Genomic DNA, 22793 nt, shown 5'->3' with positions numbered 1-22793 from the left:
ATGCCGACGGTCCCGATCGGCATCGGCGGCCGACATGTGATGGAGGAGGCGCACCCATGACGTCCGAGGCCCCGCACCGCCCTGGCCAGGAGCCGGGCGAGGTGCCGCCGGGCGCCGGCGGACCGGTGCCGTACGGCGACCGCCCGGCGCAGCAGGACAACGGGTACGGCGCGCCCGATCTCGGCTGGGCCCCGCCCCCGCCGGCCGGTCGGCCCGCCCAGCCGGCCCCCGCCTGGGCCGCGCCGGACGACCAGCCCCCTGCCTGGACACCGCCGGGCGGCCAGCCCGCCGCCGGCCGGGCCACCGCCCAGGTGCCCCCGCCGGCCGAGCCGGGCGGCTGGGGCGCCGCCCCGCAGCCGACCTGGGCCGCTCCCGAGCAGCCCGGTCCGGCCTGGGGCGCACCCGACCAGGGAGCACCCGCCTGGGGCGGGCCCGAGCAGGCCGGCACCCACCGCACCGCCGAGTCGGGGCCGCCCGCCTGGGCCGCCGCCGCGCCGGGCAACCCCACCGAGCCGAACCCGCCGGCCTGGCCGAACGAGCAGGGCGCACCCGCCTGGGGCGCCGCCCCGGCCCCGTCCGGCGAGCAGCCGGCCTGGGCGCAGGGCGGCGAGCCGGGCCCCCGGGGCGCCGCGCACGTGCCCGCGCCCGCCACCGTGCCGAACGAGTCGTGGGCCACCCCGGCCGGGCAGGACGACCCGAACCGGTCCGGCGGGTGGAACCCGGCGACCGGGCAGCAGGACGACGATCCGGGCCGCTCCGGCGGCTGGCGCGCGGCGCAGGAGGACAACTCCGGCGGCTGGGCCGTCGGCGCCGCCGCCCAGCAGCAGGACGGCCAGCCCGCCTGGGGCCAGCAGGGCGAGCAGGCCGGCCCCGGCTGGTCGCCGGCCGAGCCGACCGCCCGCGCCGCCGCGAAGGTCTCCGTCCCGGGCGCCGTTCGGCCCGAGAGCACCTGGCCTGCCCAGGAGGATCAGGGCCGCGCGGGCAACTGGGAGAACGGCCCGGCCACCGGCCGGGACGACGACCCGGACCGCTCCGGCGGCTGGGCCGCGGGGCGCTCCGCCGGCGCCGCCGAGGCGCCGCAGCCGTCCGCCTGGGGCGCCCCGGAAGAGCAGCGTCCGGCCGGCGCGTGGAACGGCGCCGCGGCGGTGCCGCAGCAGCGCGAGCCGGAGCGGCCGGCGGACGAGCCGGGGCAGCCCGGCTGGGGTTCCGCCGCCGCACCCGCGCCGGCCGAAGCGCCCGCGCGGGCCAGCGCATCCGTCCCGTCCCCCGACTCGCCGCCCGCCTGGGCCGGCAACCAGGACAGCCCGGGCCAGTGGACCCGCGAGCGTCCGGGCATCCCGGAGGCCGAGCCGTGGGCGCCGGGCCAGGCGTGGGGCCGGGCCGCGGAGGCCCAGCCCGAGCAGTCCGCCTCGCCGGGCTGGGAGCCGGCCCGCGCCGAGGACGGGCCGAGCTACCAGCCGGCGCCGGGGCCGGGGATCTCCCCGGCCAACGCGGTGCCGCTGCCGCCGCAGGAGCAGCGGGTACCGGGCGCCGCCCTGGCCGCCGCGCCGCCCGTCGACTACGGGTCGTTCGAGCCGGGCGACCGGAACCCGCAGGCGTACGAGCCGGAGCAGGCCGCCGACGCCGGCTGGGGCACGCCCGCTCCGGCGCACGAGGAACCGCAGTCGCCGGCCGGGCCGGTGGTCCCCGGGCCGCGCACCTCGCCGGAGGCCGGTGCCGTCTCGGCCAGCGCCTCGGTGCCGATGGCCAGCCGGGTCGCGCCCCCCGACGACCAGCCGCTGCCCACGGCCGGCGTACCGGCCCCGCAGCCGCGGGTCTACGGCCGGCCCGCCCGTCCGGAGCCGGAGGAGGCGCCCGGGCAGGACGGCCCGAACGGCTTCCCCGAGCCGGGCCCGCAGTTCCGGGCGAACGAGGCGGACCGACCGCACGGGTACGCCGACGCGCCCCCGGTGCACTCGGCCCCGCCGTCCTCGCCCGCCGGTCCGCCGCCGTTCCCGCCCGGCGTGCCGTCCTTCGTGGACCCACCCGCCAACAACCGGCCGGCCAACGGGGTGCACCCGCACAACGGCGAGCGCCCGGGCGGGCCGCGCGACCCCTTCGGGGCCCCCGGCGGGCCGCACGACCCGTTCGGCGCTCCCGGCGGGCACCAGGACCAGTTCGGCGCTCCCGGCGGGCACCAGGACCAGTTCGGCGCTCCCGGGGGGCACCAGCACCAGTTCGGTCCGCCGAACGGTCACCACGACCCGTTCGGCGGCCCGGGGGGCGTGCCCGGCGACCCGTTCGGGGGGCCGGGCGGCGGCCGCGCCTCGGTCGGCGTACCCGGGCAGGGGCCGATGGGCGAGCCGGGCGGCTTCCCGCCCGCCTTCCCGCCGCCGCCCCAGCAGGCCCCGCCGGGCTGGCCGCAGGCGAGCCCGGGCGGCGACCCGGACCAGGGCCGCTTCGAGGCGTTCAAGCCGGACGCCGAGCCGAAGACCGAGGCGCCCACGCCGAAGGTGCGCAACGGCCGCGTGCTGGCCATGGTGCTGATCGCCGCGGTGCTCATCCTCGCCGTGCCGCTCGGCCTGCTCACCCTGCTCGGCAAGATCGGTGGGGACGACAAGCCGGCGGGCTTCGACCCGGCAGTGGGCTCCTGCGTCAAGCAGTCCGACGCGACCGCGGTGGCGGCCGACTGCGGCGAGCAGGGTGCGTTCACCGTGGTGTCGAGGGTCGACAGCAGAGACAAGTGCGCCGACCCGGCACAGCCCCAGGTGGTCCTGCCCGGCGACGGGACCAACCGGGTGCTCTGCCTCAAGCCGGCCGGCCAGTAGCAACTGCCACGACGGCGGGGCCACGGTGATCCGTGGCCCCGCCGTCGTCGTCACTTCTGCCAGTTCGGGTCGCGGCCGAGGTAGGCCAGGAGGGCGGCGACCGGGTCGCCGGGCTCGGCGGGCAGCGCGGCGGCGTACGCGAATCCGCGCAGCGGCTCGGCGGTCGCCCGCGCCGCCGGCATGAGCTGCTCGGCCAGTTCGGCGGTGAGCGGCGCCGGCTGCCCGGTGGCGACCGCGACGTCCCAGGCGTGGACCGCGGCGTCCAGCGCGCAGGTGGCGGCGGCGAGCTGCGGGTCCATGGTCGGCACGGGCGGCAGCGGCGTGCCGACCGGCTCGCCCGCCGCGTCGACCCGTGCCCACGTCGCGGCGGCCGCCTCGACCGCGCTCCGCACGACGCTCTGGACGCCCTCGTCGTGGCCCCGCGGCGGGTCGAACGGGTTGTACGCCGGGGGCGCGCCGGCTCCGACCGACGCCGCCCACGCGTGCTGGTCGCCGGCGGCGTGCATCAGCACCTGGCCGACGGTCCACCGGTCGCACGGAGTCGGGTCGTCGAGCCGGTCGGCCGGAACCCCCTCGGCGGCGCGGCGCAGGAGGTCGAGGGCGGTGGTGAGGACGGGGAAGCTCACGAGGCCGGTCTTTTCGGGGAACGGAATGTTTCGTTCCGTTCCAGATTAGCAGAACGGAACGATCCGTTCCACTGCTATGGTCGGCTCATGTCCGAACCCGACAGCGGCCCGCTCAGCGGCCGCCGGGCCGAGGCGGCCCGCAACGACGCCCGCATCCTCGACGCCGCCCGCGAGGTCTTCCTGGCCGACCCCGACGCGCCCGTCTCGGCCGTGGCCGGCCGCGCCGGCGTGGGCATCAGCGCCCTCTACCGGCGCTATCCCAGCAAGCAGGAGCTGCTACGCGCCCTCGCGGCCGACGGCCTGGCCCGCTACATCGCCGACCTGGAGACCGCGCTCTCCGCCGAGGCGCCGCCCTGGGACGCCTACGTCGCCTGCCTGCACCGGGTCGTCGAGGGCGGCGGCCAGGCACTCGCGCAGCGGCTGGCCGGCACGTTCGCCCCCACCCCGGAGCTGAGCCGGATGGCCGAGCGGGCGACGCGGCTCGCCGACACGCTCCTCGACCGGGTACGCCGGTCGGGTGACCTGCGCGGCGACGTCAGCGCGGCCGACATCGTGCTGCTGCTGGAGACCGTCATGCTGGTCGACCTGCCCGGCGCCGACCGGGGCGCCGCGCTGCGGCACCGCTACCTGACCCTGCTGCTCCAGGCGCTGCACAACCCCGTCGAGGCCCCGCTCCCCGGCGCCCCGGCTCAGCAGGCCGACCTGGTGGAACGCTGGCGGGGCCGGTCCGCCGGGTAGCCCGCGGAAGCGTGTCCGTCTTCACCGCCCCATCCGCCCGGCCGCCGACGGCGGTGCGGCACGATGGGGGCATGAGCGCACGAGTACGGGCACCCGAGCTGCGCGGCCGGGGCTGGCTGAACACCGGCGGCAAGGACCTCACCCTGGCCGACCTGCGCGGCAAGATCGTCCTGTTGGACTTCTGGACCTTCTGCTGCATCAACTGCCTGCACGTGCTCGACGAGCTTCGCCCGCTCGAGGAGAAGTACGGCGACGTCCTGGTCGTGATCGGGGTGCACTCGCCGAAGTTCGAGCACGAGAAGGATCCGGTGGCCCTCGCCGCCGCCGTCGAGCGGTACGGCGTGCACCACCCGGTGCTCGACGACCACGAGATGGACATGTGGCAGCAGTACGCGGCGAAGGCCTGGCCGACCCTGTCGGTGGTCGACCCCGAGGGCTACGTGGTCGCCACCATGGCCGGCGAGGGGCACGCCGAGGGGCTGGCCCGGCTGGTCGACGACCTGATCGCCACCCACGAGGCGAAGGGCACCCTGCACCGGGGCGAGGGCCCGTACGTGCCGCCGGCCGAGCCGGAGACCCCGCTGCGCTTTCCCGGCAAGGCCGTCGTGCTCGACGGCGGCAACCTGCTGGTCTCCGACTCGGCCCGGCACTCCCTGGTCGAGCTGGCCCCGGACGGGGAGACCCTGGTCCGCCGGATCGGCACCGGCAGCCGCGGTCACGCCGACGGCCCGGCCGACGGCGCCACCTTCTCCGAGCCGCAGGGGCTCTGCCTGCTGCCCCCGCACGTGGCCGAGGTGGCCGGCTACGACCTGGTCGTCGCGGACACCGTCAACCACCTGCTGCGCGGCGTGCAGCTGGAGAGCGGCGAGGTGGTCACCATCGCCGGCACCGGGCGGCAGTGGCGCTCGACGGTCGACGACCACGCGCACGACGCCCGCTCGGTCGACCTCTCCTCCCCTTGGGACGTCGCCTGGTACGACGACAAGGTCGTGATCGCCATGGCCGGCATCCACCAGCTCTGGTGGTTCGACCCGACGAAGCGGACCGCCGGCATGTACGCCGGGACCACGGTCGAGGCGCTGCGCGACGGCCCGCTGCCGGACGTCTGGATGGCTCAGCCCTCCGGCCTCTCCGTGTCCGCCGACGGGGCCCGGCTCTGGGTCGCCGACAGCGAGACCAGCGCGATCCGCTACGTGGAGAACGGCGTGATGGGCACCGCCGTCGGGCAGGGCCTGTTCGACTTCGGCCACGTCGACGGCCCGGCCGACCGGGCGCTGCTCCAGCACCCGCTCGGGGTGTGCGCGCTGCCGGACGGCTCGGTGCTGATCGCGGACACCTACAACGGCGCGGTGCGCCGCTTCGACCCGGAGACCGACCAGGTCGGCACGGTGGCCGACGGGCTGGCCGAGCCGAGCGACCTGGTGCTCACCGCCGAGGGCGAGGTGCTGGTGGTCGAATCGGCCGCGCACCGGCTCACCCGGCTGGCCCCCGGCGCGCTGACCGCGGCGGGCGCGAACACCGTCGACGGCCCGCGGCACAAGCTGGAGCGCAAGCCCACCGACGTGGCGGCCGGCGAGCTGACCCTCGACGTGATCTTCACGCCCGCGCCCGGGCAGAAGCTGGACGAGACGTACGGGCCGTCGACCCGCGTGGTGGTCTCGGCGTCCCCGCCGGAGCTGCTGGTCGAGGGGGCCGGGACGAGCACGGACCTGTCCCGCCGGCTGGTGCTCAGCGGAGACGTGGCGCAGGGCGTGCTCCAGGTGACCGCCCAGGCGGCCACCTGCGACGCCGACGTCGAGCACGCCGCCTGCCACCTGACCCGGCAGGACTGGGGCGTGCCGGTCCGGGTGGTGGCCGGCGGCACGACGCGCCTGCCGCTGGTGCTGCGCGGCCTGGACGCCTGACGGACCGGGCCGCCGGTCAGGTGAACGGGGTGACGACGACCCCGGCGTCGATGAGGGCGGCCCGGACCAGCTCGGCGCAGTGCACCGCGCCCGGGGTATCGCCGTGCAGGCAGATCGACTCGACCGGGCAGGGCACCACGCTGCCGTCGACCGCGACCACGGTCCGCTCGGTGGCCATCCGGACCGCCCGGGTGGCCACCTGGTCGGGGTCCTCGACCAGCGCGTTCGCGGCGCTCCGGGGCACCAGCTGCCCGTTGGGCAGGTAGTTGCGGTCGGCGAAGCCCTCGGCGACCACCCGCAGGCCGGCACCGACGGCGAGCTGGGCGAGCACCGAGCCGGGCGGGCAGAGCACCGGCAGCTCGTGGTCGTAGCCGCTGACCGCGGCGACCAGCGCGGCGGCCTGGGCCTCCTCGCCGGCGGCCGCGTGGTAGAGCGCGCCGTGCGGCTTGAGGTAGCGCACCCGGGTGCCGGTCAGCCGGCAGAAGGCGTCCAGCGCCCCGAGCTGGTAGATCGTCTCGTCCCGCAGCGTGGCGAAGTCGTAGGCGATGTGCCGCCGACCGAAGCCGGCGAGGTCCCGGTAGCCGACCTGGGCGCCGACGGCGACCCCGCGCCGCGCGGCGGCCGCGCAGACCCGGTGCATCGTGGACGCGTCACCGCCGTGGAAGCCGCAGGCCACGTTGGCGGAGGTGACCAGCCCCAGCAGCGCCTCGTCGTCACCGAGCCGCCAGATGCCGAATCCCTCACCGAGGTCAGCGTTGAGGTCCATGAAACGTCACCGTAGTGCCTGGGCGGGCCTGCGCGAGCGGGGTCACGTCCTCCACCACCCCGATGACCGGGTATCCACCGGTGGTGGGGTGGTCGGCCAGGAAGATCAGCGGTTGGCCGTCCGGTGGCACCTGCACCGCGCCCAGGACGAGGCCCTCGCTGGGCAGCTCGCCGGCCACCGCGCGGGGCAGGGCCGCGCCGACCAGTCGCGCGCCGACCCGGTTGCTGGCCGGACTGATCGCGTACGCGGTGCGGAACAGCAGGTCGAGCGCGGCGGGGGTGAACCAGTCCTGCCGGGGGCCGGGGCGCAGGGTCAGCCGCAGCCCGGCCGGCACGGCCGGAACGACGGTGAGGTCCACCGGGGCCGGCGGGCCGGTCGGGGCGCCCAGGGGCAGCCGGTCGCCGTCGCGCAGCGGGGGCGGGCCGAGGCCGGAGAGCGTGTCGGTGGCCCGGCTGCCGAGCACCGGCTCGACCGCGATCCCGCCGGAGACGGCGAGCCAGCTGCGCACCCCGGCGCGGGCCGGCCCGATCCGCAGGGTCGCCCCGGCGGGCAGCGACAGCGGCCGGCCCATGTCCCCGGGCCGGCGCTCGGCGGGCCGACCCGGGCCGGGCGGGTGCTTGGCTGGTCGGCCCGGGCCTGGCGGCGTGTCCGGGGCGGGCGGGTGCTCGATCCGCACGTCCGCCTCCGCGCCGGTGAGCGCCACGGTGACCGCCCGGGTGACGCGCAGGGTGCAGCCGGTCAGGGTGATCTCCAGGCCGGCGGCGTGCTCGGGGTTGCCGACGAGCCGGTTGGCCAGCCGCAGGGCGGCCGGGTCGAGGGCGCCGGAGCGGGGCACGCCGAGGTGGGCCCAGCCGGGGCGGCCCTGGTCCTGCACGGTGGTGAGGGCACCGGCCCGGAGCACCTCGATCACGGGCTCACCAGCCGGACCCGGGTGCCGGGAGTGAGCCGGGCCGGTGGGTCGGCGTACACGTCGAAGAGGACCAGGTCGGTCCGCCCGACCAGCAGCCAGCCGCCGGGCGAGGCGGTCGGGTAGATCCCCGCGTACGGGCCGGCCAGCGCCACCGAGCCGGCCGGCACCCGGGTACGCGGGGTGGCGAGCCGGGGCACGGCCAGCTCGGCCGGCAACCCGGTGAGGTACGCGAACCCCGGCGCGAAGCCGCAGAACGCCACCCGGAACTCGGTCCGCCGCAGCCGGTCCACCACGGCGGGCACGTCGACGCCCCAGTGCTCGGCGACGGCGGGCAGGTCCGCGCCGTCGTACACCGTGGGGACCCGCACCTCGGCGGCGCCGGTGGTGGCCGTGGCGCCGGCCGGGGTCCACCCGGCGATCCGCTCGGCGGCCGTCACCGGGTCCGGCACCCCGTCGACCAGGACGGTGGCGGCGGCCGGGACGATCTCGACGGCGCTCAGCTCGGCGGCTGCCCGGCGCCGCCACAGCTCGCCCCGCCACGCCTCGACCTGCTCGGGACCGTCGCAGTCGAGCAGCAGGGCGTGCGCGCCGACGGTCCGGATCCGCATCCCGTCATCCTCGCGTCGGCGACCGTGACGGTCCACACTACTTGCAAGTAACCTACGGTGTCGTAACCTGTTGAGCGTGACCACCTCCGCACCGCTCCGGCTCAAGCCGGTCGACATCGGGAAACCCCGGATGCGCGGCTGGCTGCACACCTATGCGTTCTTCGCCGCGCTGGTCTGCGGCATCGTGCTCTGCTCCATCGCCGCCGCCCGCCCCGGCTGGGCCCCGCTGGTGAGCTGCCTGATCTACAGCCTGACCGTGTGCGGTCTCTTCGGCACCAGCGCGCTCTACCACCGCCGGGTCTGGTCCGAGCGGGGCTACCAGATCATGCGCCGGATGGACCACTCGATGATCTTCGTGTTCATCGCCGGCACCTACACGCCGTTCTGCGCCCTGCTGCTGGACACCCGGCACGCCACGATCATGCTCGGCCTGGTCTGGGGCGGGGCGCTGGCCGGGGTGGCGGTCAAGCTGATCTGGCCGCACGCGCCGCGCTGGGTCTCCGCCCCGCTCTACCTGGCGCTCGGCTGGGTCGCGGTCGCGATGCTGCCGGAGATCCTGCATTCCGGCGGGGTCACCGCTCTGGTGCTGCTGGCCGTGGGCGGAGCGATCTACAGCGTCGGCGCCGTCTTCTACGCGCTGCGCCGGCCGAACCCGTGGCCCACCGTCTTCGGCCACCACGAGTTCTTCCACGCCTGCACCCTGGTCGCGGCGATCTGCCACCACGTGGCGATCTACTTCGCGCTGTTCGCCTGAGCGCCGGTCGGCCGCAGAGAAAGGCGAGGGCCCCGCGCCGTCGCGGGGCCCCCGACGTTCGCGGTGCCGGTCAGACCGGGTAGCCCGAGCCCGGGCGGCGCACCTCGCGGTACTCCTCGCGCACGACCCGGTCGTCCTGCACCGGCACGACCGGCTCGGCCACGACGCGCTCGCGCACCGGGGCGGCCACCACCCGGCGGCGGCTGTTCCAGAAGTAGAGCGTGGTGATCAGGCCCGCCACTCCGGCGAGCATGAGCACCCAGCCCACCACGTTCAGGTTCAGCCACCCCAGGTTGGCGTCGATGGCGAACGCGAAGATCGCGCCGAGCGCGATGAGGAAGATGCTGGCACCGATGCCCATGACGTCGCCTCCTTGGCGTCCTGCTGGCGTTTCCTGCCCGCCGCGGCCATGGATGAGGTAGCGGCACACGTCGACATACCCAGGCGCTGAGATCGCCAATCAGGCAAGCTGGGCGCATGACGGACGGCAGGAACCAGCAGCGGACGTTGGTGCTGCTGCGACACGCCAAGGCGGAGCAGTCCCAGGAGACCCCCGACGAGGAGCGGCCGCTGACCGCACGGGGCCACGCCGACGCGGCGGCGGCCGGCGCGTGGCTGGCCCGGCACACGCTCCTCCCCGACGTGGTGCTCTGCTCGCCGGCCCGGCGGACCCGGCAGACCTGGCACGGGGTGGCGCTGGGCGCGACCGGATCCCCGCCGGAGGGGGGCCCGGCCGGGTCGGCACCCGCCGTGCGCTACGAGCCGGCGGCGTACGAGGCGCACCCGGACGGGCTGCTGGAGCTGGTCCGGGCGGTCGACCCGGACGCCCGGTACGTGCTGCTGATCACCCATAATCCGGGCATCTCGCTGCTCTCCGCGCTGCTCGATCCGGAGCGGGCGGATCCGGACGGGCTGCGGACCACCGACCTGGTCGTGCATGGGCCGACCACCCGCTGGGCCGAGCTCGCACCGGGCGGCGCGCCCATCACCGCCCGGCACACCGCACGCGGCTGAGCCCACCGCACGGTGGGCTCAGCCGGTCAGGACGGTGGAGCGGTCGGCGGCGGCGGGTCCGGCGGCGGGGGCATCATCGCGGTCGGGTGGGAGAGCCGGTTCTCCTCCACGATGAGCGTGCGTGCCCGCTTGCGGCGGTCCTGCCAGAACCAGAGCGTGGTGAGCAACACGCCCAGCCCGGCCAGGATGAACACCCAGCCGACCGCACGCAGGTCGATCCACCAGACGTTGGCCCGGATGGCGAAGGTCATGATCGCGCCGAGCGCGATGAGAAAGATGGCGCTGCCAATGCCCATGTGCGCTGCACTCCCCTGTGCGGTGGCCCTTGGGCGTGCCCTGTCGTGGTCTGCGACGGTTACCCGCCAGGGGGCCCGCCTACCGGCCGGGGCGTGAAAACACGACCGCGGCCGGCGAGCTGTCCGCTCGCCGGCCGCCGGTCGGTCGTCAGGGTGGAATCACCCCGGCGGGGATCAGAACGCCTCCTCCGGGAGGTCCATGATCTCCAGGTCGGCGCCCTCGATGATCCGCCGGTCGGCGCCGATGCGCGGCAGCACCTCGCGGGCGAAGAACCGGGCGGCGGCCACCTTGCCGGTGTAGAACGCCTTGTCGGTGGCGGAGACGTCGCCGCCCAGCGCCTTCAGCGCCACGTCCGCCTGCTTCTGGAGCAGCCAGCCGACCACCAGGTCGCCGACCGCCAGCAGGAACCGGCGGCTGCTCAGGCCGACCTTGTAGAGGCCGCGGGCCTCGCCGCCCTGGGCCTCGGTCAGCCAGCCCATCATCACGCCGAGGATGTTCTGGATCTCACCGAGCGCCTTGCCGAGCGCCTGCCGCTCCTCCTTGAGCTGGCCGTTGCCGGCCTCGGAGGCGATGAACTCCTGGATCTCGCCGGCGACCGCCATGAGGGCCTTGCCGTTGTCCCGGACGATCTTCCGGAAGATCAGGTCCAGGCTCTGGATGGCCGTGGTGCCCTCGTACAGGGTGTCGATCTTGGCGTCCCGGACGTACTGCTCCAGCGGGTAGTCCTGGAGGAAGCCGGAGCCGCCGAAGGTCTGCAGCGACTCGTGGCCGAGCAGCTCGTAGGCCCGCTCGGAGCCGACGCCCTTGACCAGCGGGAGGAGCAGGTCGTTGACCCGCTTGGCCAGCTTGGTGGCCTTCTCGTCGCCGGCCGCCTCGGCAACCGCGACCCTGTCCTGCCAGGTGGCCGTGTAGCAGACCAGCGCGCGCAGGCCCTCGGCGTACGACTTCTGCATGAGCAGCGAGCGGCGCACGTCCGGGTGGTGGGTGATGGTCACCCGCGGGGCGGACTTGTCGGTCTGCTGGACCAGGTCGGCGCCCTGCACCCGGTTCTTGGCGTACTCCAGGGCGTTCAGGTAGCCGGTGGAGAGGGTGGCGATCGCCTTGGTGCCGACCATCATCCGGGCGTACTCGATGATCATGAACATCTGCCGGATGCCGTCGTGCTTCTCACCGAGCAGCCAGCCCTTGGCCGGCACGCCGTGCTCGCCGAAGGTCACCTCGCAGGTGTTGGAGACCTTCAGGCCCATCTTGTGCTCGACGTTGGTGGCGAAGACGCCGTTGCGCTCGCCCAGCTCGCCGGTCTCCTCGTCGAAGTGGAACTTCGGCACGACGAAGAGGGACAGGCCCTTGGTGCCCGGGCCGCCGACGCCCTCGACGCCGACCGGGCGGGCCAGCACGTAGTGGACGATGTTGTCGGTCAGGTCGTGCTCGCCCGAGGTGATGAAGCGCTTGACGCCCTCGATGTGCCAGGAGCCGTCGGGCTGCGGGACGGCCCGGGTGCGGCCGGCGCCGACGTCCGAGCCGGCGTCGGGCTCGGTCAGCACCATGGTCGAGCCCCACTGCTTCTCGATGAAGAGCCGGGCCCACTTCTTCTGCTGCTCGGTGCCCTCGACGTGCAGCACGTGCGCGAAGGACGGGCCGGAGGCGTACATCCAGATCGGGGCGTTCGCGCCGAGCACCAGCTCGGCGAGCGACCACCAGAGGGCGCGCGGAGCGTTGGTGCCGCCGAGGGCCTCCGGCAGGTCCAACCGCCAGAACTCCGAGTCCATGAACGCCTGGTACGACTTCTTGAACGACTCCGGCAGCGGCGCGGTGTGCGTCGCGGGGTCGAAGACCGGCGGGTTGCGGTCGCTGTCCGAGTAGCTGGCGGCCAGGTCCTCACGGGCCAGGCGGTCGACCTCGGAGAGGAAGCTACGGGCGGTGTCGACGTCCAGGTCCGTGTACGGCTCCTGGCCGAACGTCCGGTCCGCCCCGAAGACCTCGAAGAGGTTGAACTCGAGGTCCCGAAGGTTGCTCTTGTAGTGGGTCATGCTCGCTGGCCCCGCTTCCGGACAGGTGTTACCGATCAGTAACTCCAGACTGTATTACTCGCCGGTAGCCAACGACAAGCCGATCTCCAAAGTGACAGCGATTACACACTTCCGGTTCACCTGACGGAGTGACCGCCGGCTCAGCTCTCGGCCGCGCCGACCTCCCAGCTCGGCACGGGCGCGGCGGCGGCGCTGCGCGGCCCGGTGTACTCCATCAGGACCAGCGCGATGTCGTCGTCGAGCCGGCCGTGCACCCACTCGACCAGGGCGGTCTCCAGCGAGGCGAGGCCGTCGGCGACGGTGCCGTGGCCGAGCAGCCGCCAGGCCCGGTCGGCGGTCGGGAAGAACTCGCCGTCCCGGCGCGCCTCGCCCAGCCCGTCGGTGAAGAGCAGCAGCCGGTCGCCCGGCTCCAACCGCTCCACCCGGGGCCGGACCACCGGCATGAAGCCGAGCGGCGGCGCGGGCGCCGGCGGCTCCAGCGGGATCACCGCGCCCCGGCGCAGCAGCAGCGGCGGCGGGTGGCCGCAGTTGACGATGGTGAGGGTGCCGCCCCGCTCCTCGACCAGCGCGGCGGTGACGAAGTCCTCGTCGCCGACGTTGCGGGCCACCGCCCGGTCCAGGTCGGTCACCACCGCGCGCAGGTCCGCCCGCTCGTACGCCACGTGCCGGTAGGAGCCGAGCACGATGCTGGCCAGCCGGACCGCGTCCAGCCCCTTGCCGCGCACGTCGCCGATGATCATGCGGACGCCGTACGGGGTGTCCATCGCCTCGTACAGGTCGCCGCCGATCTCCGCCGTGGCCGTGGAGGAGATGTAGCGGGCGGCCACCGCCAGGGTGCCGACCTGCGGGCCGAGCGACCGGAGCACCGCCTGCTGGGCGACCGAGGCGAGCCGGGACAGCTCCGCGATCCGCTCGGACTGGCGCTGGCGTACCGCCGCCACGGCGCCGGCGATCGCGGTGGCCAGCGCGATGCCGGCCACGTTGACCGCGGTGACCAGCGACATGGTCTGCTCGGCGAGGGCGAACGCCGCCCCGATCCCGGTGGCGAGCACGCCCACCCCGAGCACCACCCGCCAGGACGCGAGCGCGGCGGCGAGGAACGGGGCGGCCACCATCAGCGCGATGTAGTGCGCGGGGCGCCCGTCGGCCAGTTCCACGGCGGACACGATCGCGAGCAGCGCGAGGGCCGCGCCGAGGCCGGCGCGGGATCCGGGGCTCAGCGGGCCGGGGCCCGACTGGAAAGGTTGCGTGCGTACATCGGACAGCATGCCTGATGGACGTGAACGGGTGAATGAACCTGGCCCGTCGTCCGAGTAGGTTCTGCCCGGCCGGATCCCGTCGCCGACCCGATCGCCGCCGGTCACCCGGTCAGCCGAGGACCTCGTACCTGACGGTCAGCTCGCCGAGGTCGGTCGAGGCGATCGCGGCGAAGGCGGCCCGGGACAGGTCGATGCACCGGCCGTCGATGTACGGGCCGCGGTCGTTGATCCGGACCACGACCGACTTGCCGTTGGCCGGGTTGGTCACCCGGACCTTCGTGTTGAACGGCAGGGTCTTGTGCGCGGCGGTCAGGGCGTCCGGGTTGAAGGTCTCGCCGTTCGCGGTCATCTGACCCTCGTCGTAGAAGGACGCGCCGCAGGAGCCGCTGTCCACGACCTTGGCGGCGGCGGTGATCTTCTTCGCGGTCGGCTTCGGGCTGGCGGTGCGGGTCTTGCTCCGGGACGCCGCCTGGGTCCGGGTCGCCGTCGGGCTCGGGGTGGCCTTCGGCGAAGGGCTGAGGCTCGGCGCCGCGCTCGGCGAGGCGGAGGGGGAGGCCGAGCTGGGGGCGAGGGTGCTGGGCAGCGCCTCGACCGCGGCCGGTGCGGCGGCGGGCTCGGCCGAGGTGAGCTGGACCGCGCCGACGGTGCCGCCGATGGCGAGCACCACGCCGACGGCCGCGGTGGCCGCGATGCCGGCGGGCGAGGAGAACTTGCGGGTACGAAGGTGCCTACCAGCCACCGCCCGGTCCTTTCGTCTGCTGAACAAATCGGCTCGGACCGTAACGAGAGAAGCACTTCGGAAGTCAACGTGATCATGGTGCTATGCCCGCATTTACCCTGGTACGTGTAGCCGATCAAGCCAGTGCCACTCCACCGAACGGAGGAATGAGCGCTGGCCGGGGCCGGTGCGGCCTCGCCTGGTGTCGGTGGCCCAGGATGGAGGGCGTGCTGAGCCGACGCCTGGTCGAGTTGTTCCGCTGGGTCGACCCCGGCCCGCGGAGCAGCCATCTGGTCAGTGACCTCTCCGGCTGGTGGGGGGATCCCGAGGTGCTGGCCGGGGTCGGGCCGGCCCTGGCCGGCCTCTTTCCCGCCGCCCGGCCGACCGTGGTGATCGCCCCCGAGGTGACCGGGCTGCTGCTCGGCCCGCTGGTCGCGGTGGCCGCCGGCGCCGGCTTCCTGCCGGCCTACAAGGACGGCGGGGAGCGGCGCCGGGTCGGGCCCATGCGCTGGGCCGAGACGCCCCCGGACTACCGGGACCGGCAGCTCCGGATCGGCGTGGACGCGCGCCGGCTCGGCCCCGGCGACCGGGTGCTGCTGGCCGACGACTGGGTGGCCACCGGGGCGCAGCTCGACGCGCTGCACCGCCTGGTCCGGGAGAGCGGGGCCGAGTTCGTCGGGACGGCCGCGCTCGTCGCCACCTGTCCGGCGCCGGTCGCCGAGCGGCTCCGGCTGCGCGCCCTGCTCACCGGGGAGCACCTTCCCTGAGGCTTGACTTGAAGGAAGCTTCAACTCCGATGATCGACGCATGGACGACGGCATCCTGGACGAGGCGTACCAACGGCTGCACCGGACCGGCCCGGAGTTCGAGGGCTGGCTCTCCAACCACGGGCCCATGGCGGTTGAGGCGCTGGTCCGCCACGGCCACGGCAGCCGGGTGCACCGCTGGCTCGACGACTACCTGCGCCGGCTGGACGAACTGCCCCGCGGGCTGCGGCCGATCGACGACTGGCGGGCCGCGCTGGGCGACCCGAAACGGGCCGGCGACTGGCTCGCCCACTTCGACCGCGAGCTGCGCGACCGCCCCTGGCGCGAGGTGCTCGGCGACTGGTGGCCGCGGCTGCTGCCGGGCATCGCGGCCGGGGCCACCCACGGGGTCATCCGGGTCGGCCACGCGGTGCGGGTGCTGCGGACCGACGGGGAGAACCCCCAGCGGCTGGCCGAGCTGGGCCAGGCGCTCGCCTACTGGGCCGCGCGCTGGCAGCCGGTGCCCGGCGCCGGCCCGCTGACCGGGCGGTCCGACGTGCCGGCCGCGCTCGCCGCGGTGCCCCGGATCCCGGCGCAGACCGGCGGGATCAGGGACCGGCTGGGCCGGCTGCCCGACCTGCCCGGATGGTCCGGCGCGGCGACGGGGCTGCGCCCGCCCGCCGACCCGGGTGAGGCCGAGCAGATTCTCACCGAACTGGTGCACCGGGCCGGCCTGGACTACCTGCGGTTCGGGCACGGCAACCCGGTGATGCTGGTGCACGCGGTGACCGCGCCGACCGCGGTGCTGCGTACCCTGCCGGCCCTGGACTCGGCGCTCTGGGCCCCGAGCGTCGCCGCGGCCTGGTCGGCCACGGCCGCCGTGACCTCGGTGTACGCCCCACCCACGCCGGCCGCCCCGCCGGCGGTCGCGGACGGCGGGCCGGCGGAGGTGTTCGCCCGGGCCGCCCGGCACGGCGACGAGCACGTGGTGAAGCTGGCCGACGCGGTGCTGGAGGCCCACGCGGCGACCGGGGACGCGCGGGTGCTGGCCGCCGCCGGCTACGCCGGCCAACTCATCTGACGAAGTCCTCGGCGGCGATGCAGACCCGGCCCAGCACCTCGGTGGAACGCACCGCCCGCCGATCCGTCATGCGGCCCACGCCGGTCCCGCCGGACGGTTCCGTGCAGCGGACGAAATCCCGCGACGGGCCGGCGGCCGGCGGTTAGCCTCGGCAGAATGTGGCCCCGCATCGGTGGACTCCGCACCCTCGCCCTCGGCACGCCCGGCGAGCTGCGCACCACCCTCAACACCCTCGTGCTCTCCGGCGTGAAGACCGCCACCGCCGGCCTGCTGACCGACGAGTACGCCACCGAGAACGAGGAGCTGGAACACGTCGGCGAGCGGCTCGTCCTGGTGGACGACGACGACAAGCTGATCGGCGTGGTCGAGGTGACCGGCGTGGAGGTGGTCCGCTTCGCCGACGTGTCCTGGGACTTCGCCCGCGCCGAGGGGGAGGGGGACCGGTCCATCGAGGAGTGGCGCGAGGGCCACAGCCGCTACTGGGCCCGGGTCGGCTTCCCTGTCGACGACGACAGCCAGGTGGTCTGCATCCGGTTCCGGCTGGTCTCCGCCGGCGACGGCGGGATCAGCACCGGCGACCTGGGCACCTGACCGGTCACGCCCGGCGCAGCTCCGGCAGCAGCTCCGCCGCCCGGACCAGCACCGCCTCGTCGCCCGCGTACCAGCTGCTGGCCCGGGGCCAGTGGGTCACCACGTCGGTGAAGCCCAGCCGGGCGGCCCGATCGACCTGCTCGGTGAAGAAGTCCGCGTTGCTGAGCGAGAAGACCGGCGCCGAGTCCAGCGACAGGTAGCGGTCGAGGGTGGCCGGGTCGCGCCCGGCCTCCGCCAGCGTCCGGTCGAGCCGGGCGGACAGCTCCGCCACGCTCGACCACCAGCTCTCCAGGTCGTCGCCGTCCAGCCCGGTGGTCACCCAGCCCTGCCCGAAGCGGGCGACCAGCCGCATCGAGCGGGGCCCGTTGGCGGCGACCACGAACGGCACCCGGGGCTGCTGGACGCAGCCGGGATTGTTCCGCGCGTCGACCGCCGCGAACCACTCGCCGCGCCAGGTCGTGCGGTCCTCCCGCAGGATCAGGTCGAGCAGCTCGGTGAACTCGGCGAACCGGTCGACCCGCTGCCGGGGCGGCAGGGTCTCTCCGCCGAGCACCGCCGAGTCGAAGCCGATGCCGCCGGCCCCGAGGCCGAGCAGCACCCGTCCCGCGGAGACGTCGTCCAGCGCGGTCACCTGCCGGGCGAACGCCGCCGGGTGCCGGAAGTTCGGCGAGGCGACCAGGGTGCCGAGCCGGATCCGGGAGGTCACCGTCGCGGCGGCGGTGAGCGTGGTCATCGAGTCGAACCAGGGGCCGTCGACCAGGTCGCGCCACCCGAGGTGGTCGTAGGTCCAGGCGTGGTCGAAGCCCCACTCGTCCGCCTGCTGCCAGCGTCGCCGGGAGTCCGACCAGCGCTGGTCGGGCAGGATCACGATGCCAATCCGCATGAGCGCCAGGGTACGACCCGGGTCGGACAGGCCGACCCGGGCCGTGAGGCTACGCCGCCACCAGGTCGGCGACCACGCAGGCGATGTTGTCGGGCGCGTCCGCCGCGTACGCGAGGTCGACGAGGCGCCCGACGGCGGTCTCCGGGTCGTCGGCTCCGGCGAGCGCCGCGTGCAGCGCCTCGGGGTCGACCACCGCGGCGAGCCCGTCGGAGCAGAGCAGGTAGCGGTCGCCGGCCAGGGCGGCACGCAGCGCCAGGTCCGCCTCGACCTCGCCGCCCGCCCCGAGCGCCCGGGCCAGCAGGGCCCGCTGCGGATGCAGCCCGGCCTCGGCCGGGCTGAGCTTCCCCTGGTCGACCAGCGACTGCACGTAGGTGTGGTCCTGGGTGAGCCGGGACAGCTCGCCACCCCGCAGCAGGTACGCCCGGGTATCCCCGACGTGCACCAGGGCCAGCCGGGTGCCGCGTCGCAGGATGGCGGTGAGCGTGGTGACCGGCTGGTGGGCGGCGGTGGCGTGCGCGCGTACCGCCCGGTCGGCGGTGACCACCGCGTCGGCCAGCGCGCCGAGCAGTTCGGTGTCCGGCCCGTCGGCCGACTCCAGCGGGCGCAGTGCGTCCACGGCGGCGGTGCTGGCGGCGGCCCCGCCCGGGCCCCGCATACCGTCCGCCACGGCGAGCAGCGTCCCACTGGCGTACGCGGTGTCCTCGTTGGAGTCCCGGACCGTGCCGGTCTCGCAGCGCACGGCGTACCGGAAGGTGGTGTCGGACATGGTGGTGCCCCTCTCGGCGAGCTGGTCGACGAGGAGCGCGACGGCGCGAGCGCGGGCCGCCGTGTCGGCGCTGACCCGGCGCCACCAGGCGTCCACGGCCTCGGCGGCGGCGTCCGGCGGCAGGCCGCAGACGGCTTGGATCTCGGCCAGCGGCATGCCGGCCCGGCGCAGCGCGGCGATCAACCGGGCCCGGTCGAGCTGGGCCGGCGCGTAGTACCGGTAGCCCGAGTGCGGGTCGACGGCGGCCGGTGGCAGCAGCCCCAGCTCGTCGTAGAGCCGCAGCGCCTTCGGCGTCAGGTGCGCCGCGCGGGCGAACGCCCCGATGGTCAGCAGCTCCACGGACCCATCCTCCTCGCGCCGGTCGCGTTCCTCGTGCCGGTCACGACGACCGGCACGGACCACGCTGGGCCTTGCCGCAGGGGCAGGGTCAAGGCGTTGACGATGTATCGATCACTTATATATGTTGGCGAGGTGACTCAGATGCGGGAGCCCACGTTCCTGATCCTCACCGCGCTCGCCGGCGGTCCCCGGCACGGCTACGGGATCATCCAGGAGGTCACCGCGCTCTCCGCCGCGCGCGTCACCCTGCTGCCCGGCACCCTCTACACCGCGCTGGACCGGCTCACCGCGCAGGGCCTGGTCGAGCCCGACCGGGAAGAGGTGGTCGACGGCCGACTGCGCCGCTACTACCGGCTCACCCCCGGTGGCCTCGACGCGCTCCGGGCCGAGACGGTCCGGCTGCGCCAGCTCGCCACCGCCGCCGAGACGCGGCTGCGCGCCCTGCGCCCCCGCACCACCTGACCCGCGTCCCGGGCCCCGGCCCACCATCGAACGACCTGAAGGGGACGGCCATGCCACCGACGGGGGACCCCCTCGCCCGCCGCTACCGACGGTTGCTGCTCGCGTATCCCCGCGCATACCGGCGGGAGCGCGGCGAGGAACTGCTCGGCCTGCTGCTGGACGGCGCGCCCGCCGGGCAGACCCGCCCCAGCCTGCGGGAGACGGCCGACCTGATCCGGGGTGGCCTGCGCTGCCGCCTCGGCCGGCCGGCCAGCAGCACGGTCGGTGTCTGGGCCGTCCTCACCGCGCTGATCTGCGGGCTGTTCACCGCCGCGCTGGCCAGCCGGGTCGCCTGGGAGACCTCCCGGCCGCAGCCGGACCGGGCCGAGTTCACGGCGGCCTTCGCCGAGGCGTTCCCCCGCCACCGGCTCGGCGACGACGTGTCGACCGCCCGCGCGCTCTTCGTCATCTACGGCCAGCCGCTGTCCCGGGAGTCCCTGCACAGCCTGCTGCTCGGCGACGGCGGCGAATATCAGGAGGGGGTGGCCGCCGGCTCGGCGGTCGGCCCCATGCCGACGGCCGAGGCGGAGACGCTGGCGACCGCGCGGCAACGCCTTCGGAACGCCGGCTGGCAGGTGTACGAACCGACCTCCGAGGTCCTCCAGACCTGCGCCGACCCGCGCTGCGACCCGGCGAGCCAGCCGGTCGAGACCGTCCTGGTGGCCCGTCGGGGCGACACCGTGCTCCGGGCCACCTTCGACGATCCCCGGACCTTCGGCTCGTACCTCGGCGTGGAGCTGCAGCGGGCGGCACCGCCGGCCGTGCTGCCGGCCGCCGTGCTGGCCGGGCTGGTCGGCGGCGCGCTGGCCTGGCTGGTCTTCGCCTGGGCGAGCCGGCGCACCGAGGACCGGCGGCGGGCGCCGGTGCTGCTGGGCCTCACCCTGTTCTTCTGGTGGGCGCCCGTGCTGCTCGCCACCGCGTCGCTGGCCGGGCACCACCTCGACGAGCCGCATCCCAGCTGGCACCCGCTCTGGGAGTGGCTCGGTCAGCCGACCCTCTCGCTGTTCTTCCTGGTCGGCCTGGCCGGCGCGCTGATCCTGCTGGTCACCGCGCTCACGCCCCGCCGGGACGCCCGCCCCCTGACCGTCAGCCTCGGCTGAGCTTCGCCAGCATCCGGCCGAGGTGCGGCTCGACCGTGCCCGGTGCGGCCTCGGCCACCTCTCGGGGCGTCCACCAGCGGACGCCCCGGAACTCCGCCGGGTCGGGGATCAGCTTCTGGTCGCGGCTGCCGGCCAGCACGTACCAGAGGCTGACGTCGGTGTGCCGCTCCTCCGGCGGGCCGACGGTCTCGGTCACCGTGAGGAAGGCCGGGCGCTCGCCGAGGGCCGGCGCGAAGACGGCGGGCACACCCAACTCCTCCACCATCTCCCGGCGTACGGTCTGTGCCGGGTGCTCGCCCGGCTCGACGTGACCGCCGCTGGGCAGCCACATCCCGGCGTTGCGGTGGTCGACCAGGAGCACGGCGCCGTCGGTCTCGTCGCGGATCAGGAAGTAGGCGACCAGGTGCGGCGAGGGAGTGCGCGGCTTCACCCGGCGGAAGATGTCCGCCGTGCCGGCCAGCCAGGCCAGCGCGGTCGCGCGGTGCCGCGCCTCCTGCTCGTCGCCCGGTGTGAGCGCCTCGACCAGCGCCCGGATCTCGTCCCGCACGCCGTCATGCTGCCAGCCGGGTCCGACAGCGTCAGTCCGGGGCGGGGTTTGCGTCGACCGCGGCGCGGACGAACTCGCGTACCCTGGTGGTGCTGTTGCTGGCCAGCCACACCGGACCGCGCCGGATCGGCGGCGCGTCGCGGATCGGCACGTAGGCCAGGTCGGGGCGGGCGTGGTAGTGCCGGGTCTGCTCGCCCACCGGCAGCACCCCGCGCCCCATCGCGACCAGGGCCAGCATCTCCGAGAACGTGCTGCCGGCCGGGCCCTGCGGCACCGGCCGCCCCGACGGCGTCCGGTCCGGGGTGCGGTCCCGCTTGAACGCGGCCGAGGTCACGGCCGGGTACTGGATCACCGGATGGTCGGCCAGCACCTCCAGCGACACCGACTCCGCGTCGGCCAGCGGATGATCCGCGGCCACCGCGAGCATCCGGCGCTCGTGCAGCAGCGCCGGGCCGTTCGCCATGCCGTCGAAGGGGTACGCGGCGATCAGCACGTCGATCGAGCCGTCCCGCAGGCTCGACCGGGTGGTGGCGAGCGGGGCCTCGTGGACGTGCACCACGCAGTCCGGGTGGCGTTCGGTGAACAGGCTGACGGCCCGGAGCAGCACCGGCGCGGTCGACTCACCCACGTACGCCACCCGCAGCTCGCCGGTGATCCCACGCCCGGCGTCGACGGCGCGCTGGACGGCGTCCTCGATGCCGGCCACCAGCGGGCGCAGGTCGTCGGCGAGCCGGGCGCCGATCGGGGTGAGCCGGACCACCCGGCTGGTCCGCTCGAACAGCGGCGCGCCGATCCGGCGTTCCAGCTTGCGCACCACGTGGCTGATCCGCCCCGTGGTCACCCGCAGCCGCTCGGCGGTCCGTCCGAAGTGCAGTTCCTCGGCGAGGGTCAGGAACGTCTCGACCTCGTACCGCTCCAGCACCCGCCGACCCCCACCGTTGAATCCTGGTCAACGATCGTAGTCCGATCGCGTCTTGGTCCGGACGGCGCCGCGGACGAGGGTGAACGGTGTTCCCGTCGCACCCAGGAGGACCACCGATGGATCCCGTCACCACCTATCTGACCGGCCTCGACGCGCCGCTGCGCGAGACCGGCGAGAAGCTGCGTTCCGTCATCGAGGCCGCGCTGCCGGAGGCCGCCGGCGCGATGTGGCACGGCCACCCGGTCTGGGGGCTCGGCGACCGGCCGGGGAAGACCCCGGTCTGCCTGGTCAAGGCCTACCCGGCGTACCTCACCTTCGGGCTGTGGCGCGGGCAGGACGTGGCGGACGACTCCGGGCGGCTCGTCCCGGGCGCGCGCCGGATGGCCTCGGTCAAGCTGCGCACGGTCGACGAGATCGACCCCGAGCTGTTCGCCGGCTGGCTGCGCGCGGCGTACGCGCTGGAGACCCGGTGAGCGCCGTGCGGGTGACCGGCTTCGACCACCTGGTCCTCGCCGTCACCGACGTCGAACGGTCCCTCGAGTTCTACTGCGGCACCCTCGGGCTGGCGCCGGTGCGCGTCGACCGCTGGCGCGCCGGCGAGGTGCCCTTCCCCTCGGTACGCGTCAACGCCGACACCATCATCGACCTGGTCCGCGGCGAGCCGGCCGGGTCGAACGTGGACCATTTCTGCCTGGTGGTCGAGCCGCTCGACTGGGCGGAGGTGATCGAGTCCGGGGCGTTCACCGTGCTGACCGGGCCGGTGCCGCGCTTCGGCGCGCGCGGCACAGCCACCTCGATCTACGTACGCGACCCGGACGGCAACACCGTCGAGCTGCGCTGGTACCCGACGTCGTGACGGGTGTTGACTTCGAGCCCGCTCTAAGCC

General features: G+C 75.1%; 25 protein-coding genes. 12 read left to right on the top strand and 13 right to left on the bottom strand.

Annotated features, from left to right (window positions below):
• Positions 1–56: 56 nt before the first annotated feature.
• A complete protein-coding gene (locus AB0F68_RS01740; RefSeq protein WP_357332089.1) occupies positions 57–2807 on the top strand; it encodes a hypothetical protein in 2751 nt (916 codons plus the stop codon).
• Between the two features lie 50 nt (positions 2808–2857).
• Here the strand turns inward: AB0F68_RS01740 and AB0F68_RS01735 are convergent, their stop codons facing one another.
• The gene (locus AB0F68_RS01735; protein ID WP_357332087.1) at positions 2858–3433 is read right to left on the bottom strand and encodes a TIGR03086 family metal-binding protein; all 576 of its coding nucleotides are present in this window, start codon (positions 3431–3433) and stop codon (positions 2858–2860) included.
• Between the two features lie 87 nt (positions 3434–3520).
• Here AB0F68_RS01735 and AB0F68_RS01730 point away from each other — a divergent pair, with 87 nt between their 5' ends.
• Together AB0F68_RS01730 and AB0F68_RS01725 are read left to right on the top strand one after the other, a co-directional pair.
• On the top strand, positions 3521–4171 hold the full coding sequence (locus tag AB0F68_RS01730; protein WP_357332085.1) for a TetR/AcrR family transcriptional regulator: 651 nt from the start codon (positions 3521–3523) through the stop codon (positions 4169–4171).
• Between the two features lie 71 nt (positions 4172–4242).
• Positions 4243–6075, top strand: coding sequence for an NHL domain-containing thioredoxin family protein (locus AB0F68_RS01725; protein WP_357332083.1), 1833 nt, complete (start codon positions 4243–4245; stop codon positions 6073–6075).
• A 16-nt stretch (positions 6076–6091) separates the two neighbouring features.
• Here AB0F68_RS01725 and AB0F68_RS01720 read toward each other — a convergent pair whose 3' ends face one another.
• Genes AB0F68_RS01720 through AB0F68_RS01710 form a run of 3 tightly spaced genes read right to left on the bottom strand, consistent with a single transcriptional unit; the run spans position 6092 to position 8359 of the window.
• Positions 6092–6841 (bottom strand): 5-oxoprolinase subunit PxpA, encoded by a 750-nt coding sequence (locus AB0F68_RS01720; RefSeq protein ID WP_357332081.1) that lies wholly within the window; start codon positions 6839–6841, stop codon positions 6092–6094.
• Entirely contained in the window at positions 6825–7751 is a 927-nt protein-coding gene (locus tag AB0F68_RS01715) for a biotin-dependent carboxyltransferase family protein (protein ID WP_357332078.1), read from the bottom strand. The genes AB0F68_RS01720 and AB0F68_RS01715 overlap by 17 nt, the downstream gene beginning before the upstream one ends.
• Positions 7748–8359 carry an allophanate hydrolase subunit 1 gene (locus tag AB0F68_RS01710; protein ID WP_357332076.1) on the bottom strand — a complete coding sequence of 204 codons (612 nt, stop codon included), beginning with the start codon at positions 8357–8359 and terminating at the stop codon, positions 7748–7750. Before AB0F68_RS01710 ends, AB0F68_RS01715 begins: the two co-directional genes overlap by 4 nt.
• 76 nt (positions 8360–8435) lie before the next feature.
• Here AB0F68_RS01710 and AB0F68_RS01705 point away from each other — a divergent pair, with 76 nt between their 5' ends.
• Positions 8436–9113 carry a hemolysin III family protein gene (locus AB0F68_RS01705; RefSeq protein WP_357332074.1) on the top strand — a complete coding sequence of 226 codons (678 nt, stop codon included), beginning with the start codon at positions 8436–8438 and terminating at the stop codon, positions 9111–9113.
• 70 nt (positions 9114–9183) lie between these two features.
• Here AB0F68_RS01705 and AB0F68_RS01700 read toward each other — a convergent pair whose 3' ends face one another.
• A complete protein-coding gene (locus AB0F68_RS01700) occupies positions 9184–9474 on the bottom strand; it encodes a DUF6458 family protein (protein WP_357332072.1) in 291 nt (96 codons plus the stop codon).
• Positions 9475–9590: 116 nt separating this feature from the next.
• Between AB0F68_RS01700 and AB0F68_RS01695 the strand changes: the two genes are divergently transcribed.
• Positions 9591–10127 (top strand): histidine phosphatase family protein, encoded by a 537-nt coding sequence (locus AB0F68_RS01695; protein WP_357332070.1) that lies wholly within the window; start codon positions 9591–9593, stop codon positions 10125–10127.
• 26 nt (positions 10128–10153) lie between these two features.
• Here the strand turns inward: AB0F68_RS01695 and AB0F68_RS01690 are convergent, their stop codons facing one another.
• From AB0F68_RS01690 to AB0F68_RS01675, 4 genes are all read right to left on the bottom strand, one after another.
• A complete protein-coding gene (locus AB0F68_RS01690) occupies positions 10154–10423 on the bottom strand; it encodes a DUF6458 family protein (protein WP_013283345.1) in 270 nt (89 codons plus the stop codon).
• 174 nt (positions 10424–10597) lie between these two features.
• Positions 10598–12454, bottom strand: a complete 1857-nt coding sequence (locus AB0F68_RS01685; RefSeq protein ID WP_357332068.1) for an acyl-CoA dehydrogenase — start codon at positions 12452–12454, stop codon at positions 10598–10600.
• Between the two features lie 140 nt (positions 12455–12594).
• Entirely contained in the window at positions 12595–13722 is a 1128-nt protein-coding gene (locus tag AB0F68_RS01680) for a PP2C family protein-serine/threonine phosphatase (RefSeq protein ID WP_357332066.1), read from the bottom strand.
• A gap of 100 nt (positions 13723–13822) precedes the next feature.
• Positions 13823–14452 (bottom strand): septal ring lytic transglycosylase RlpA family protein, encoded by a 630-nt coding sequence (locus AB0F68_RS01675; RefSeq protein WP_357332064.1) that lies wholly within the window; start codon positions 14450–14452, stop codon positions 13823–13825.
• 197 nt (positions 14453–14649) lie between these two features.
• On the opposite strand from AB0F68_RS01675, the gene AB0F68_RS01670 reads away from it, so the two are divergent.
• The 3 genes from AB0F68_RS01670 (at position 14650) to AB0F68_RS01660 (ending at position 16849) form a co-directional block, all read left to right on the top strand.
• A complete protein-coding gene (locus AB0F68_RS01670) occupies positions 14650–15198 on the top strand; it encodes a phosphoribosyltransferase (protein ID WP_357332062.1) in 549 nt (182 codons plus the stop codon).
• A 40-nt stretch (positions 15199–15238) separates the two neighbouring features.
• Entirely contained in the window at positions 15239–16258 is a 1020-nt protein-coding gene (locus AB0F68_RS01665; protein ID WP_357332060.1) for a hypothetical protein, read from the top strand.
• A 156-nt stretch (positions 16259–16414) separates the two neighbouring features.
• On the top strand, positions 16415–16849 hold the full coding sequence (locus AB0F68_RS01660; RefSeq protein ID WP_357332058.1) for an ASCH domain-containing protein: 435 nt from the start codon (positions 16415–16417) through the stop codon (positions 16847–16849).
• A 4-nt stretch (positions 16850–16853) separates the two neighbouring features.
• Here the strand turns inward: AB0F68_RS01660 and AB0F68_RS01655 are convergent, their stop codons facing one another.
• Together AB0F68_RS01655 and AB0F68_RS01650 are read right to left on the bottom strand one after the other, a co-directional pair.
• Complete coding sequence (locus AB0F68_RS01655; protein WP_357332056.1) at positions 16854–17732, bottom strand: LLM class flavin-dependent oxidoreductase; 879 nt, start codon at positions 17730–17732, stop codon at positions 16854–16856.
• A 49-nt stretch (positions 17733–17781) separates the two neighbouring features.
• Positions 17782–18837: a MerR family transcriptional regulator gene (locus AB0F68_RS01650; RefSeq protein WP_357332054.1), complete on the bottom strand. Its 1056-nt coding sequence runs from the start codon at positions 18835–18837 to the stop codon at positions 17782–17784.
• Positions 18838–18978: 141 nt separating this feature from the next.
• Here AB0F68_RS01650 and AB0F68_RS01645 point away from each other — a divergent pair, with 141 nt between their 5' ends.
• The gene (locus tag AB0F68_RS01645; protein ID WP_357332052.1) at positions 18979–19299 is read left to right on the top strand and encodes a helix-turn-helix transcriptional regulator; all 321 of its coding nucleotides are present in this window, start codon (positions 18979–18981) and stop codon (positions 19297–19299) included.
• Between the two features lie 50 nt (positions 19300–19349).
• Positions 19350–20438, top strand: a complete 1089-nt coding sequence (locus AB0F68_RS01640) for a hypothetical protein (protein ID WP_357332050.1) — start codon at positions 19350–19352, stop codon at positions 20436–20438.
• Here the strand turns inward: AB0F68_RS01640 and AB0F68_RS01635 are convergent.
• Together AB0F68_RS01635 and AB0F68_RS01630 are read right to left on the bottom strand one after the other, a co-directional pair.
• Positions 20425–20985 carry an NUDIX domain-containing protein gene (locus AB0F68_RS01635; protein ID WP_357332048.1) on the bottom strand — a complete coding sequence of 187 codons (561 nt, stop codon included), beginning with the start codon at positions 20983–20985 and terminating at the stop codon, positions 20425–20427. The two genes, AB0F68_RS01640 and AB0F68_RS01635, sit on opposite strands and share 14 nt — an antisense overlap.
• 31 nt (positions 20986–21016) lie before the next feature.
• Entirely contained in the window at positions 21017–21907 is an 891-nt protein-coding gene (locus tag AB0F68_RS01630) for a LysR substrate-binding domain-containing protein (protein ID WP_357332046.1), read from the bottom strand.
• 116 nt (positions 21908–22023) lie between these two features.
• Between AB0F68_RS01630 and AB0F68_RS01625 the strand changes: the two genes are divergently transcribed.
• Both AB0F68_RS01625 and AB0F68_RS01620 read left to right on the top strand, forming a co-directional pair.
• Positions 22024–22380 carry a DUF1801 domain-containing protein gene (locus AB0F68_RS01625; protein WP_357332044.1) on the top strand — a complete coding sequence of 119 codons (357 nt, stop codon included), beginning with the start codon at positions 22024–22026 and terminating at the stop codon, positions 22378–22380.
• Positions 22377–22763: a VOC family protein gene (locus tag AB0F68_RS01620; protein WP_357332042.1), complete on the top strand. Its 387-nt coding sequence runs from the start codon at positions 22377–22379 to the stop codon at positions 22761–22763. Before AB0F68_RS01625 ends, AB0F68_RS01620 begins: the two co-directional genes overlap by 4 nt.
• Positions 22764–22793: the final 30 nt, after the last annotated feature.

Origin of the sequence: Micromonospora sp. NPDC023966 (genome assembly GCF_040639095.1) — a bacterium.
GTDB lineage: Bacteria > Actinomycetota > Actinomycetes > Mycobacteriales > Micromonosporaceae > Micromonospora.
Note: the sequence above shows the minus strand (reverse complement) of the source record. Positions and strands in the feature narration are given on the sequence as shown.

Bases quoted from the DNA above. Each gene is read 5' to 3' on its own strand.
- AB0F68_RS01740 (WP_357332089.1), top strand. From the start codon at position 57: ATGACGTCCGAGGCCCCGCACCGCCCTGGCCAGGAGCCGGGCGAGGTG.
- AB0F68_RS01730 (WP_357332085.1), top strand. From the start codon at position 3,521: ATGTCCGAACCCGACAGCGGCCCGCTCAGCGGCCGCCGGGCCGAGGCG.
- AB0F68_RS01725 (WP_357332083.1), top strand. From the start codon at position 4,243: ATGAGCGCACGAGTACGGGCACCCGAGCTGCGCGGCCGGGGCTGGCTG.
- AB0F68_RS01720 (WP_357332081.1), bottom strand. From the start codon at position 6,841: ATGGACCTCAACGCTGACCTCGGTGAGGGATTCGGCATCTGGCGGCTC.
- AB0F68_RS01710 (WP_357332076.1), bottom strand. From the start codon at position 8,359: ATGCGGATCCGGACCGTCGGCGCGCACGCCCTGCTGCTCGACTGCGAC.
- AB0F68_RS01700 (WP_357332072.1), bottom strand. From the start codon at position 9,474: ATGGGCATCGGTGCCAGCATCTTCCTCATCGCGCTCGGCGCGATCTTC.
- AB0F68_RS01695 (WP_357332070.1), top strand. From the start codon at position 9,591: ATGACGGACGGCAGGAACCAGCAGCGGACGTTGGTGCTGCTGCGACAC.
- AB0F68_RS01690 (WP_013283345.1), bottom strand. From the start codon at position 10,423: ATGGGCATTGGCAGCGCCATCTTTCTCATCGCGCTCGGCGCGATCATG.
- AB0F68_RS01685 (WP_357332068.1), bottom strand. From the start codon at position 12,454: ATGACCCACTACAAGAGCAACCTTCGGGACCTCGAGTTCAACCTCTTC.
- AB0F68_RS01680 (WP_357332066.1), bottom strand. From the start codon at position 13,722: ATGCTGTCCGATGTACGCACGCAACCTTTCCAGTCGGGCCCCGGCCCG.
- AB0F68_RS01670 (WP_357332062.1), top strand. From the start codon at position 14,650: ATGGAGGGCGTGCTGAGCCGACGCCTGGTCGAGTTGTTCCGCTGGGTC.
- AB0F68_RS01665 (WP_357332060.1), top strand. From the start codon at position 15,239: ATGGACGACGGCATCCTGGACGAGGCGTACCAACGGCTGCACCGGACC.
- AB0F68_RS01660 (WP_357332058.1), top strand. From the start codon at position 16,415: ATGTGGCCCCGCATCGGTGGACTCCGCACCCTCGCCCTCGGCACGCCC.
- AB0F68_RS01655 (WP_357332056.1), bottom strand. From the start codon at position 17,732: ATGCGGATTGGCATCGTGATCCTGCCCGACCAGCGCTGGTCGGACTCC.
- AB0F68_RS01645 (WP_357332052.1), top strand. From the start codon at position 18,979: ATGCGGGAGCCCACGTTCCTGATCCTCACCGCGCTCGCCGGCGGTCCC.
- AB0F68_RS01640 (WP_357332050.1), top strand. From the start codon at position 19,350: ATGCCACCGACGGGGGACCCCCTCGCCCGCCGCTACCGACGGTTGCTG.
- AB0F68_RS01625 (WP_357332044.1), top strand. From the start codon at position 22,024: ATGGATCCCGTCACCACCTATCTGACCGGCCTCGACGCGCCGCTGCGC.